General features: G+C 63.7%; 11 protein-coding genes. 6 read left to right on the top strand and 5 right to left on the bottom strand.

Going from position 1 to position 13,328, the window contains the following annotated elements; genetic code table 11:
- Positions 1-52: 52 nt before the first annotated feature.
- The 4 genes from MTP16_RS12710 to MTP16_RS12695 all read right to left on the bottom strand — a co-directional run bounded on the left by MTP16_RS12710 (position 53) and on the right by MTP16_RS12695 (position 5,832).
- Positions 53-2,677, bottom strand: a complete 2,625-nt coding sequence (locus MTP16_RS12710) for a hypothetical protein (RefSeq protein WP_243509091.1) — start codon at positions 2,675-2,677, stop codon at positions 53-55.
- Positions 2,678-2,817: 140 nt separating this feature from the next.
- Entirely contained in the window at positions 2,818-4,359 is a 1,542-nt protein-coding gene (locus MTP16_RS12705; protein WP_243509088.1) for a hypothetical protein, read from the bottom strand.
- Positions 4,360-4,439: 80 nt separating this feature from the next.
- The gene (locus tag MTP16_RS12700) at positions 4,440-5,480 is read right to left on the bottom strand and encodes a hypothetical protein (protein ID WP_243509085.1); all 1,041 of its coding nucleotides are present in this window, start codon (positions 5,478-5,480) and stop codon (positions 4,440-4,442) included.
- Between the two features lie 97 nt (positions 5,481-5,577).
- Positions 5,578-5,832 (bottom strand): acyl-CoA-binding protein, encoded by a 255-nt coding sequence (locus MTP16_RS12695; RefSeq protein WP_243509083.1) that lies wholly within the window; start codon positions 5,830-5,832, stop codon positions 5,578-5,580.
- A 247-nt stretch (positions 5,833-6,079) separates the two neighbouring features.
- Here MTP16_RS12695 and MTP16_RS12690 point away from each other — a divergent pair, with 247 nt between their 5' ends.
- Positions 6,080-7,378: a metal-dependent hydrolase family protein gene (locus MTP16_RS12690; RefSeq protein WP_243509080.1), complete on the top strand. Its 1,299-nt coding sequence runs from the start codon at positions 6,080-6,082 to the stop codon at positions 7,376-7,378.
- A 201-nt stretch (positions 7,379-7,579) separates the two neighbouring features.
- Positions 7,580-8,137: a CinA family protein gene (locus MTP16_RS12685; protein WP_243509078.1), complete on the top strand. Its 558-nt coding sequence runs from the start codon at positions 7,580-7,582 to the stop codon at positions 8,135-8,137.
- Here the strand turns inward: MTP16_RS12685 and MTP16_RS12680 are convergent.
- On the bottom strand, positions 8,134-8,754 hold the full coding sequence (locus MTP16_RS12680) for a hypothetical protein (RefSeq protein ID WP_243509075.1): 621 nt from the start codon (positions 8,752-8,754) through the stop codon (positions 8,134-8,136). The two genes, MTP16_RS12685 and MTP16_RS12680, sit on opposite strands and share 4 nt — an antisense overlap.
- Before the next feature lie 155 nt (positions 8,755-8,909).
- Between MTP16_RS12680 and MTP16_RS12675 the strand changes: the two genes are divergently transcribed.
- The 4 genes from MTP16_RS12675 (at position 8,910) to MTP16_RS12660 (ending at position 13,312) form a co-directional block, all read left to right on the top strand.
- Positions 8,910-10,103, top strand: coding sequence for a zinc dependent phospholipase C family protein (locus MTP16_RS12675; RefSeq protein WP_243509072.1), 1,194 nt, complete (start codon positions 8,910-8,912; stop codon positions 10,101-10,103).
- 152 nt (positions 10,104-10,255) lie between these two features.
- Positions 10,256-11,182: a manganese catalase family protein gene (locus MTP16_RS12670; protein ID WP_243509069.1), complete on the top strand. Its 927-nt coding sequence runs from the start codon at positions 10,256-10,258 to the stop codon at positions 11,180-11,182.
- Positions 11,183-11,247: 65 nt separating this feature from the next.
- Entirely contained in the window at positions 11,248-11,973 is a 726-nt protein-coding gene (locus MTP16_RS12665) for a peptidylprolyl isomerase (RefSeq protein ID WP_243509066.1), read from the top strand.
- 133 nt (positions 11,974-12,106) lie between these two features.
- Positions 12,107-13,312: a PAS domain-containing sensor histidine kinase gene (locus MTP16_RS12660; RefSeq protein ID WP_243509063.1), complete on the top strand. Its 1,206-nt coding sequence runs from the start codon at positions 12,107-12,109 to the stop codon at positions 13,310-13,312.
- Positions 13,313-13,328: the final 16 nt, after the last annotated feature.

Raw genomic sequence — 13,328 nt, 5'->3', positions numbered from 1 at the left:
AAAGATGAGCTAATATATGTTGGCAGAGGCTGCTGCTTGAAGCGTTTCAGCTTTATTCTACCTCCAGGCGTTGGACATACTCGCCGCAGCGCACCACGTAGGAGCCAGCGGGCAGGCCGCTCAGGTCCAGCACAGCTTCGGCGCTGGCCGGGGCGGGATAGCGGCGCACGGTGCGGCCCTGCGCGTCCAACAGCGTCAGTGGCAGGCGGGGGGCGCCGGCGGGCAGGCGTAGCGTGGCCGTGCCGTGGGCCGGGTTCGGGAAGAGCTGGGCGGCGGGCGCAGCTTGGGCAGCTTTGATGGCCAAAGGGGCGTTGGGGTCGTAGATGGCGAAGCGGGCCATCAGTTTGCTGCCGTCGCCAGTGGTTGTAAAATCGCCTCCGACGTATACTCTCCCCGTGGGGCCAGTAGCCAGGGCGTAGACTTGTCTGTTTAACCCGGTTCCTAGCGCACTCCAGGCGGTGCCATCCCATTTAGCCACTTGGTTGGCGGCAATACCGCCGGCTTGGCTCATGTAGCTGCTCCCCACGTACACATCGCCGTTGCTGGCCGTTGCCAGCGCCCCAACGTAACTGTTTACCCCATTGGCCGAGCCCGTGCCCAGGCTATTCCAAATGGTACCATCCCACCGGGCCACCCTATTGGCGGGCACGCCACCGGCCTGGGTGAAGCTACCGCCCACGTACACGTTTCCGTTGCCGGCCACCGCCAGCCCCAGCACGCTGCTATTCAGGCCCGTGCCCAGGCTGCTCCAAGTCGTGCCATTCCACTTGGCTATGTAATTGGCGGCCATGCCACCCGCCTGGGTAAAATAGCCACCAACGTATACTTCACTGTTGCCGACTACAGCCAGGGCCATGACGCCAACATCGACGCCATTTGCCCCACCCGTGCCCAGGCTGCTCCAGGTGGCACCATTCCACCGGGCCACGTTGTTGGCGGTCACGCCACCGGCCTGGGAAAAGTTGCCGCCCACGTAGAGGTCGCCGTTGCCGGCTACGGCCAAGGCCCTGACAAAATAGTTTACGCCATTGGACGGGCCGGCGCCCACAGAACTCCAGGCGCTGCCGTTCCAGCGAGCTATGTAATTGGCAGGGAGCCCACCCGCCTGCGTAAAACTGCCGCCGACATATACATCCCCGTTGCTCCCCACCACCAGCGCGGAAACCTCGCCGTTCAAGCCATTAGCCGAACCGCTGCCCAGGCTGTTCCAGGCACTGCCGTTCCATTTGGCGATGTAGTTGGCGGCGCCGCCGCCGGCCTGGGTGAAGTAGCCGCCCACGTATACGTCTCCGTTGGCAGCCACGGCCAGGGCATTGATTTGACGGTTCAGGCCATTGCTTATCGTTGCGCCCCCCAGGGTGCTCCAAGCGGCACCATTCCATCTGGCTAAGAAGCTGGTGGCCGCCCCACCGGCCTGGGTGAAGTCCCCGCCCATGTAAACATCACCGTTGCTTCCCAGCTTTAGGGCAAACACATCGCCGTTGGCGCCATTGGCGGCAGCGGTGCCCAGCGTGCTCCAGTCAGTACCATTCCACCGGGCCACGTGGCCAGCCGCCGCCCCGCCCGCCTGCGAAAATCCGCCACCCACGTACACGCCGCCGTTGCCAGCTACGGCCAACGCCAGTACGCTGCCGTTCACGCCATTGCTTGTGCCCGTGCCCAGGCTGCTCCAGGCGCTGCCGTTCCACCGGGCCACGTTGCTGGCAGCGGTGCCGCCGGCCCGGGAAAATGTCCCTCCGGCGTACAGTTCGCCGTTGCCGGCTACTACCAATACCTTCACGTCCCCATTCACGCCACCGTTCAGGCTGCTCCAAGCGGTGCCATTCCACTTGGCTACGTTGTTAATCGTCATTCCACCAGCAGTGCGCGGATAGCCGCCCACGTACACGTCGCCGTTGCCAGCCACCGCCAGGGCCAGCACGCCCGTATCGACGCCATTGAAACCGCCCGTTCCCAGGGTGCTCCACGCATTACCATTCCAACGGGCAACGTGCCCAGCAGCCCGCCCGCCGGCTTGGGTAAAATCGCCGCCCACCAGCACATCGCCATTGCCGGCGATGGCCAATGCTGACACGCTGCCGTTCACGCCGTTGCTTGTGCCCGTGCCTAAGCTGCCCCAGGCGGTGCCGTTCCATTTGGCCACGTTGCTGGCAGCGGTGCCGCCGGCCTGGGCAAAGTCGCCCCCGGCGTACACCTCGCCGTTGGCAGCCACGGCCAAGGCCATCACTGTGCTCTCTGCGCCACCGTTGGCCATGCCCGTGCCCAGGCTGCTCCAGGCGCTGCCGTTCCACTTGGCTACGTAGCTGGCTTTCAGGCCTCCCACCGCGGTGAAGCTTCCGCCAACGTAGAGGTCAGTGCCCGCCTGCACGATGGTTTTTATCGCGGTATCGGCTCCATCGAACAGCGTAAACCCACTTTGCCACGGCCCATCGCCCGTCCCCGCGGTGCCGGCCGGCCGGAACGCCGGCCGCCCATCGGGGGCAGTGCCCATCCGAAACTGCCGAGCGTCGAAAGAGCCGTTGATACCCACCTTCAGCGTGCCGTCGGGGTTGAGGGCATCGGCCAAGGGGCGGCCGGTGGCGGGCGGTGCCGTGGCCTGCACCGAGGAATTAAGCCACATAATCAGCAACAGTGCCCCCAGCAGGCGAGCAGCAACAAAACGGGTAAAGTTGCGCATGTAGTCAGCGATAGGAATGAAAAAATACTTATTTACAAATAAACGTGCTAACTAACTCACTTGGTTATACCTAACGCACAAAAGCCTGCTGACCAACCCGGCCAGCAGGCTTTTCTACTTTACAGGAGACTGCTTCTTGCCTACTCTACCACCAGCCGCTGGGCGTACTCGCCGCAACGCACCAGGTAGGCCCCGGTGGGCAGACCGCGCAGGTCCAGCGCGGCCTCGGCCGTAGCCGGGGCGGGGTAGCGGCGCACGGTGCGGCCCTGCGCGTCCAACAGCGTCAGTGGCAGGCGGGGGGCACCGATGGGCAGGCGCAGGGTGGCCGTGCCGTGGGCCGGGTTCGGGAAGAGCTGGGCGGCGGGCGCAGCTTGGGCAGCTTTGATGGCCAAAGGGGCGTTGGGGTCGTAGATGCCGAAGCAAGCCATTACTTTGCTGCCGTCGCCAGTAGCGGTGAAGGCTCCGCCCACACACAGCTTGTCCGCTGGTCCGAAGGCCAGCGGCCCTATTGAGCTATTCAGGCCTGTGCCAACGGTCGTCCAGACCGAGCCGTTCCAGCGGTAGAGGGGCGCATAGAATTGTGTTATTCTATTTCCCCCTGCGTAAACATCGCCGTTACTGGCAATGGCAATATCCTCTACGCTGGCAGCGGTTCCATTGGCGGAGCCGGTGCCGAGGCTGCTCCAGGTTGTACCGCTCCACTTGGCCACGTGGTTGGCCGCCACGCCCCCGGCCTGCGTAAACCCGCCGCTCGCGTACAGGTCGCCGTTGCGCGCGATGGCTAAGTCTGCGACGGGTCCATTCATGCCCCCGCCTATCGGGCTCCATACGGTGCCATTCCAACGGGCAATGCTGCTGGCCGCCACGCCACCGGCCTGGAAAAAGCTTCCGCCAGCATACAAGTCGCCGTTGGCGGCCACCGCCAGCGCATACACTGGCAGGTTCATCCCACTGCCTAGGCTCGTCCAAGCCGTGCCGTTCCACTTGGCAATGCGGCTGGCGGGTTGCCCACCGGCGAGGGTAAAGTCCCCAGCGGCGTATACATCCCCGTTAGGGGCCACAGCCAGCGTGCGTACCAGGTCGGCCGTGCCACCGGTGCCTGCACCTAGCGGGCTCCAAGTGGTGCCGTCCCACCGGGCCACGTTGGCCGCCGGCACGCCACCCGCCTGGTTGAACTGACCGCCTACGTACACGCTGCCATCGGGTGCCACCGCAATGGCCGATACACTTCCATTACGACCACGCGTGTCTGTTAGGCCGTTGGCCGCGCCCATGCCCAGGGTGGTCCACGTGGTGCCATTCCATTTGGCTACACCGTTGGACGCCGCGCCACCCGCCTGCGTGAAAAAGCCTCCTGCGTACACGTTGCCGCTGCCGTCAACGGCTAGTGCATCAACACGGCCGTTTATCCCATTGCCGGGCAGCCCAAAGCCGTCGGCCCACCGCTCATCCCCGGCTCCCGTCACGCCCGCTGGCCGGAACACCGGCCGCCCATCCGGCGCTGTGCTCATGCAGAACTGCCGGGCGTTGAACGAGCCGTTGGCCCCGGGCCGCAGCGTGCCGTCGGGGTTGAGGGCATCGGCCAGGGAGGGGCCGGTGGTGGGCGGGGCCGTGGCCCGGACCGGGGCGGTCAGGCCCAGCGCCAGCAGAAAAATGAGCAGGTAGCGTAGCGGTTTTTTCATGCAGCGAATGAGTAGAAGGGAAGCACAGATACCCCTGGCGCTCAATGCCGGGGCCACCAAAGATATTGCTCCGCCCGTCCTTATCCTGCCGCCGGCTTGGCGCCGGGGGCCAGCATGTGCCACAGGTGCTGGCGCACGAGGTCGCCCATCGAGTCGCAGGCGTCGAAGGACTGGGTGTGGTGGTAGCGGTTGAGTTCGGCTTTAAGCTGCTCCACCTTTTCCAAAGGGGCCAGTTCGTGGGCGCGCATCACGTCGAGCAGGGCCTTGAGGCGGTGGCGCTCGGCGCGGGCGCGGCCGGCCATGAGGGCGCGCTCCTCGGTTTGGTACTGGCGCACGGTATCGGGCTTGAGCAGGTGGGCGCACATGTTCACTACCGGGGCGTTGTCTTTGAAGGACCGGGGCAGGTACATGCTGCGGCGGCCCTCGTAGCTCTGCTGGTCGAAGTCGATGGCCCGCACGCGGTACTGCTCGTCTTCGAAGTCGGGCGTCACGGCGATGACGTAGTTGTAGGCGCGCATGTCGCCGAGCAGCCGCACGAAGCAGCGCTCGTTGAACTTTACGAACTCCTTGGCAATGCGCACTTGGTTGAGGTGGGGGCGGCTGAGGTGCTTTTCGATGAAGTCGTCGCCGGGAATACCCACGATGTGCTCCTCGATGAGCGTGTCGCCGCTCACCAGAAAGTTGATGGAATTAGGCGAGAGCAGGTGCTCCAGTTCCAGCCCGTAGAGGCGCGAGGCGTCGGCCTGCTTCACGTAGAAGTAGTCGTAGTTGTCGTTGAGCAGGTTCACGATGCGCACCCGGAAGGGCTGCGAGTTGCCAAACTCGCAGTAGTCGATGCGGTCGGCCACGAGGTGCTTGGAAAAGGACAGGTCGCCGGCCGTTTTCAGCAGCGCGTACACCTCCGTGAGGGCCGTGCTGAGCTCCTGCATCTCGGGCCCCTCGAAGTAGATGGTTTGCCAGAGCGTGTCCTTGCCGGTGCGGTCAATCAGCGGAAACGAGTTGCTGAAGCGGCGCAGGTCGGCGTAGGCCACGGGCAGGGCCACGGCGCGGTCGTAGTCGCGCAGGTACTCGCGCAGGGCGGGCGTGAGCGGGTACGCGGGCTTTTTGCGGGAGATGTCCATTCTATCAGGGTAAGAGGGTGTGGGGGCAGGAGGGTATGAAGTGAGGGATGTTCGTTGACTCCTGCCCTCCTACCCCCACACCCTCTTACCCTAAAAACTAGCCGGCCAGCTCGTTCACCAGCTCCACATACTGCTGGCGGGCGGCTTCCTGGCTGGTGCCTCTCAGGCCGTTCCAAGCGTCGTATTTGGCAATGGCTTTAAAGTCGAAGCCGCCGGGGCGGTCGCCGGTGAGGTCGCCTTCGGTGGCTTGCTTGTAAAGAGCATAAAGCTGGAGCAGCACCATGTTGCTGGGTTTCGAGGGCAGCTGCTGGGCGCGCTGGCTGGCGGCTTCAAATTCTTCTTGCGTGGTCATTGGGTGGAATGATGGGTTAGTGGATGAATGGGTGGGGCATCAGCATGCCGAACGGCGCAAAGGAACGTCATGCCTCAGCTTTCATCCGCGCAGCCGAACTGAGGGCCGGCGGAGCCAAGCATCTTTAATGTGGAAGCAATCCATTTTATTCAATAGGGCGGGCAAGATGCTTCAACTTTGCTTAGCATACCGTTCTTTTATTGCGAAAATTTCAGCAATACGTCAACTCATCAATCCGCCTCTTCGCATGACGCAAAAATTTACGCCCCTGCTGACGACAGTTGCTCTCTTGCTGGCCGCCGGCCCCGCCTTCGCCCAGAAAACCTATCTGCACTGCGGCAAGCTGCTCGACGTGCGCACGGGCAAGCTGCTAGCCCAGCAAACCATTGTGGTGGAAAAGGACCGGATAACGGCCATTCAAAGCGGCTACACGGCCGCCAACGGCCCGCAGGATAAGGTCATCAACCTCGAAAACCGTACCGTGCTGCCCGGCCTCATCGACTGCCACGTGCACCTGGAGTCGGAATCGAGCCGCAACAACTTCCGCGAGCAATTCACCCTCAACCCCGCCGACATTGCCTTCCGCGCCCAGGGCTATGCCCTCACCACGCTATGCGCCGGGTTTACCACGGTGCGCGACTGTGGGGGCTCGGGCGTGAACACCAGCCTGCGCAACGCCGTGGCCCAGGGCCTGGTGCCGGGGCCGCGCATTTTCTCGGCGGGCATGCCCATCTCGGCCACCGGCGGGCACATGGACGAAACCGACGGCCTCAGCCTCGAGCAAATGGCGCACGCCGGCCACCCCCTCAACCTCGCCAACGGCCCCGACCAGTGCCGTCAGGCCGTGCGCGAGCAGTTCAAGCGCGGCGCCGACCTCATCAAGATTGCCAGCACCGGCGGCGTGCTCGACCTGAGCAAGGACGGCACCGGCGCCCAGTACACCGAAGAAGAAATCCGGGCCGTGGTGGAAACCGCCCGCGACCTGGGTTTGCGCGTGGCCTGCCACGCCCACGGCGCCGAAGGCATCAAGCGGGCCGTGCGGGCCGGCGTGACCAGCATCGACCACGGCTCGCTGATGGACGATGAGGCAATTCGGCTCATGGCCAAAACCCGCACCTGGTACGTGCCCACGCTCATCGCTGGCAAGTCGGTGGCCGACACCACGCGCACGCACCCGGGGTACTTCCCGCCCGTCATTGCCGCCAAAGCCCTGAATGTGGGCACCAAGATGCAGGGCACCTTTGCCCGCGCCTACAAGGCAGGCGTGCGCGTGGCCTTCGGCACCGACGCCGGCGTGTACCGCCACGGCCAGAACGCCAAGGAGTTTGGCTACATGACCGAGGCCGGCATGCCGCCGCTCGAAGCCATTCGCACCGCCACCCTCAACGCCGCTGAGCTACTGGGCGAAACCGCCGACCTCGGGGCTATTGAGGCAGGCAAGCTGGCCGACATCGTGGCCGTGGAAGGCGACCCGCTGCAGGATATTTCGGCCTTGATGCGCCCGCGCTTCGTGATGAAGGCGGGGGTGACATACCGGAATGAGTAGCATTTCGCTTCGTCCTAGCGTGGCGCCAGGGAGTGCAGCGCCACGCCTGAACGACGCTAGCAAACTGCTTAGTCAAGCTCAGCGGGCTATGCTTTTTTCTCGCTGACCACTGCCCGTTAAGCGCTGAGTAACTAAGCTCCACTGCAACATAGGCAGCAACAGGTAGCGTATGGCAGGGACGTTCTGATTCCCTCCCGTGCTATGAAAAAACCCGATGTTGAAGGCCTTGTGCAGCAGTTTCTGCAACAGAAACTCACCCTGGCCCTGGCCGAAAGCTGCACCTGTGGCCTGGCCGCGGCCCAAATGGCCTCGGCTACCGGCGTGAGCGAGGTGCTGCTGGGCTCGGTGGTTACCTATCATACCGACGCCAAGCAGAAGCTGCTGGGCGTGAAGAAGGAAACCCTGGCCACCTACTCGGCCGAAAGCCAGCAAACCACCAACGAAATGGCCCTGGGCCTGCACAAGAATCTGCCGGCGGCCGACGTGTGCGTGGCCGTGACGGGACTGTGCGGCGCGGGCGCCTCGGCCACGCCCGACAAACCTGTGGGCACCACCTTCGTCACCATCCTGCTCGACGGCCACGCCCACGAGTACCGTGTGCAGCTGACCGGCGACGCCGACAGCCTGCGCCAGCAAGCCGCCCTGTTTATCTACGAGAAGCTGAGCGAGCTGCTGGAGCGGCGCAAGGAAGCCGCCGTGGCGGCCCAACCCAGCTCGGTGCGGAGCAAAACCGGCGCCACCACCCACCCCGGCGACTAGTTCCCCGCGGCCTCGTGGTAGAGCGTGGTGATGCGGAAGAGGCCGGTTTTGCGGTCAAAATCGACCAGGCTTTGGTCGACGCGCAGCTTGGTGAGAGCGGCTACGAAGGCCGGGTTGCTGGCCTCGTAGGCCTGGCGTAGGTAGGCGGTGGTGAGCGGAAAAATAAGCCCGGTGAGGCCCCGGCTGAAGTAGTAGCGGGCGTTGGTGTAGGCGCCCATGGCGTTGGCGCCGGGCACCAGCACGTTGGTGCCGTTGCGGTCGGCGCCGGCCATGATGTTGCTACTGCTGTATACGCAGAGCGTGTCGGCGTATTCGAGGCGGTATTCGTTGCCGCGGAACAGGCGCGTGGTGCGGCCCTTCCCATTCACAAAGCCCCACACGCTGTCGGGGGCCAGGCGCAGCTTGGTGGTGCGGGCGCCCTGCGGCACTTCCACCACCACCAAGCCGCGCTTGTCGGGGTAGAAGGCATCGGAGCCAGCGGGCTGGGGCTGGCGGCGGTGGTAGGCGGCGGCCGTGCGGTAGGCCCCGGGCGGGCGCGGCACTTGCGACACTTGCGCTACTGCCGGTTCGGCCAGCAGCGCGCTCAACAGCACAATCGAAAAACGGAAAAAACGCATAAGCAAGGGGTGGGAGGAGCCCGCCGCGTGGGCAAAGGTAGGGCCGGCCGGAGCCAGCCCGTGGGTTCGGAAGCGGCAACACGAGCGAATGTGCAAACCATTCCCGAACTTTGGGCAGGACCCGTCTTTTCCCTCCCGTCATCTTTTTTTTTTCCATGAAAAAAATCCTTTTGCCGCTGCTGCTGGCGGCCCTCATGCTTGCCCACGGCACCGCCGGCGCCTGGGGTTTCTTCGGCCACCGCGTCATTTCACAGGTGGCGGTGTACGAGCTGCCGTCCTCGATGCAGGCGTTTTACTACCGCCACATGCCCGAGCTGGTGCGCCTGAGCACGGCCCCGGATGAGCGCCGCAACGACGACCCCACCGAGGCCCCCAAGCACTACATCGACATGGACCATTACTCCGAAGACAACCCCTTCGGCAAGATGCCCCGGCAGTACGACAAGGCGGTGGAAAAATTCAAGGCCGACACCCTGAAAAAGTACGGCACCGTGCCGTGGGTGGTGATGGAAATGAAAGACAACCTGACGGAGGCTTTCCGCGCGCGCGATACGGCCGCCATTGTGAAGTTCTCGGCCGAGCTGAGCCACTACGTGGGCGACGCCTTCGTGCCCCTGCACACCACCGTGAACTACGACGGCCAGCTCACCGACCAGAAGGGCCTGCACAGCCTCTGGGAAAGCACCCTACCCGAGAAATATATCAACGACTACAAGCTCGACGGCGAGCCGGCCAAGTACATCAAAGACCCGCTGGCGGCCATCTGGGACGTGCTGGCGCAGAGCTACGGCTTCCTAGGCGAGACGTTTGACCGCGCCACCAAGATTGAAAAGGTGATGAAGCCGGAAGTGCGCTTCACCTTCTCGCACAAGTACGGCAAAACCTCGCGCCGCTATTCCGACGCCTTCGCGGCCGAATACGAGAAGGCCGTGGGCGGCATGGTAGACTACCGCCTCAAGGGCGCGCCCACGCTGGTGTCGTCGCTGTGGCTCTCGGCTTGGCAAGACGCCGGCAAGCCCGACCTCAACGCCCTGATGACGCCCAGCAAGCCCAGCAAGGACGAGAAGGCCAAGCTCAGCACCGAGCTGAGCGCCTGGAAAAAGAACACCCTGGCCCAGGACCAGCTGCTGCTGGCCCAGCAAAAGGTGAAGAAGGCCGATGCCGCCGACCAAATCAAGTCGGCACAGGACATGGAAGCGCCCGCCCCGGCCGAAGCCACCGAAGCCGCTCCGGCGGCCCCCGCAATGCCGGCCACGGACGCCGCCCCCGCCACCGACAAGGTCAAAATCAAAACAAAGGGCAAGGAAGGCAGCGAAAAAGTTAAGCTGAAGGGCGACGCGCCGAAATAGGCAAGCCTCTTGGCTATTGAAGCCAAAATACTGATTTTCTACAGTTCAGGCTAGAAAAACAAGGTTGGCCGTGCTTGATAGAAGGCCGTAAGGAAAGCCGGTGTCGCGGGTGCGAGGCCGGCTTTTTCCTTTCCACTTTTTTCTTACCGCCTATGATACTGCGCCTCGATGAGCTGGCCCTCGACCTGCCGAAGCCCAAGAACCCCTCCGCCAACGACGCTGCCGCGGTGCAGGAGCTGCTGGGCGGCAAGTTTGGAGAGATGAGCACGCTGATGAACTACACGTTCCAGTCTTTCAACTTCCGGGGGCGCGACCGGCTCCGCCCCTTCTACGCCCTCACGTCGGCCATTGCCGCCGAGGAGTACTCACACATTGAAGCCGTTAGCTACGCCATCAACCTGCTGCTGACCGGCACGAGCAAGCGCAACCCCGACCCGGTATCGGCCCCGCTGGCTGGTGCGGCCGACGCCCGCAACACCCACCACTTCATTGCCAGCGGCCAGGCCGCTTTGCCGATGGATTCGATGGGCCGCCCCTGGACCGGCGACAACGTGTTCAGCTCCGGCAACCTGCGCCTCGACCTGCTGCACAACTTCTTCCTGGAGTGCGGCGCCCGCGCCAATAAGATGCGGGTGTACGAAATGGTTTCGGACCCCTGCGCCCGCACCATGGTGGGCTACCTGCTGGTGCGCGGCGGCCTGCACGTGTATGCCTACGCCCTGGCGCTGGAAAAACTAACCGGCGTGGACGTGAAGAAGCTCATGCCCGTGCCCAACCTCTCAAACAAGATGTTCCCGGAGGCGCGCGAGTTCATGAAGCACGGCCTGCACCGCGAGTTGTACACCTTCTCGCCCAACGCCTACATGGAAGCCGGCGTGATTTGGAACGGCAAGCACCCCGAAGACGGCTCCGAGCTTTCGGTGATTCAGGGTGCGAAAACGGGGGTTCCCTATCCCATCCTGGAGGAAGAGCCCCAGCTGAATTCGCCCGGCGAGGACAACTTCGACCCCGAGATGTTCTCGGACATCGCCAAGAAGCTGGGCCTGGGCAAAGACCTGCAGTCGTACCGGCCCAGCTAGTCCATTGCCCGTCGTCATGCCAAGCCCGGCTCTGCCAATGCGCGGAGCCGGGCTTATTTTGTGGCATGAACCGCTTCCTTTTCATTGGGCTGGCGCTGCTGGTCGCCTGCAACCAGACGCCCCCCCCCACGGCCGCCTCCGCCGCCAAGCCCACCGCCCCCGGCCCTGACCTGGCCACGCTGGCCGACAGCACTGCCCCGGCCGCGCTGCTGGCTTATGGCAAACAATATCCCGGCTCCGAAGTGCTGATTAAGACGCGCCTGGGCAACATCCGGGTGAAGCTCTACGACGACACGCCCATTCACAAGGCCAACTTCCTGCTGCTGGCCCGCAAGGGCGTATTCGACGAAACCATGTTCAACCGCGTGGTGAAAAACTTCGCCGTGCAGGGCGGCCAAACCTACGGCGCGCGCACCATCCGGCTGAAGCGCTACCGGCTGCCGCCCGAGTTCCGGGCCGAGCATTTCCACCGGAAAGGGGCGCTGGGCATGGCCCGCTACGACGACGAGCAGAACCCCGGCCACCTCTCCTCCAACACCGATTTCTACTTTGTGGTGGGCGAAAAGATGGCGCCGTTTCAGTCGCAGGCTATGGCCGGCCGCAAGCTCACGCCCGCCCAAACCAAAGCCTACGCCACCGTGGGCGGCGTGCCCTCGCTCGATGGCAAGTACACGGTTTTCGGCGAGGTTATCGAAGGCCAGGACGTGGTAGACAAGATTTCCAACGAGCCCGTGGAGTCGGACAAATGGCCAGTGAAGGACATTCCGATGAAGGTGGAGGTAGTGCGGTGAGGCTGGCTGGCATCCCAGGGGTTGGGCGCGCAGGCCTCTGCCACTTTCATTTACGCTACCTTCACTCCATACGTCTGCCGTTGCGGCTTTGCCTGCTCCAACGTTGCCCTCAGCCTGTTTAGATGCCCCTTTCATGTCGCAAGCTCCCGATTCCTCCGCTGCTGCCCTCCAGGCGGAGAACGATGCCTTGCGCGAGCAGGTCCGCTCACTAAGTAAAAGCCAGCACGCCAGTACCGAGCAGCAGACGCAGGACGAGGCGTACGCCCAAAGCCAGGCCCGCTTCCGGACGGTGTTTGAAAACTCCCCGCTCGGCCAGAAAATCATCACGCCGGACCTGACCATCCGGCAGGTGAACCAAGCCGTGGTGGACATGCTTGGCTATACGCGCCCCGAGGATATCATTGGCCGCAAAATCATGGAGTTCACCCACTCCGACCATCGCGCCGACTGGCAGGAGCTCCAAAAGCGCCTTTGGGAACACCGTTTACCGCATTTCGCCCTCGAAACCTGCCTGGTGCGCGCCGATGGCTCCTCGTTCTGGTGCCAGGTCACCTCGGTGCTGTTTCCAGATGAGGGCGCCGAGCTTGGCTACACCATCCTGGAAGATATTTCCGAGCGCAAAAAACTGGAAGCCAACCTGCGGCGGCTCTACGATGCCCAGGAAACCATTCTGCAATTGGCCACCCACGACTTAAAGGGCCCCATAGCCCACATCGAACTGCTCACCGACCTGCTGCGGCGCGAGGTAGATAGCCGCAGCGGTGAAGGGCCCCCACCACCCGAAATGGTGAATTACCTCGCCCTCATCCAGAGCGCCTGCGGCCAAGCCAACTCCCTGCTCGAAGACGTGCTTTACGTGGGCGACCTCGACGCCGACGCTCTGCAAAAAAGCCCCACCGACTTAAACGCTTACGCTACCGCCCGGCTCGAAGTGCACACGCTGGCCGCCCAAAGCGCCGGCGTGAAGCTGAAACTGAAACTCCCTGCCAAGGCTGTGTACGCCCGCCTGCACCGCCAGAAGTTCAGCCGCGTGCTCGACAACCTGCTCAGCAACGCCATCAAGTTCACCCCCGCCGGCGGCGCCGTCACGCTGCGCGTGGTTCAGCACGCCGACAGGGCGCGCTTCGTGGTGCAGGACACCGGCATTGGCATTCCGGGAAAGCTTCACGCCAGCCTGTTCGACAAGTTCAATCCCACCCGGCGCGCCGGCCTGCAGGGCGAAAAAACCACCGGCCTGGGCCTCTTCATCGCCCGCCAGATAGTAGAGCTGCACGGCGGCCACATCTGGCTCGAAAGCCGGGAGCAAAAAGGCACCAGCTTTTTTATTGAGCTGGCTTAAAAACCGGTAAGCTCCT

Source organism: Hymenobacter monticola, from assembly GCF_022811645.1.
GTDB lineage: Bacteria > Bacteroidota > Bacteroidia > Cytophagales > Hymenobacteraceae > Hymenobacter > Hymenobacter monticola.
This window is presented reverse-complemented; position numbering and strand designations above follow the sequence as displayed.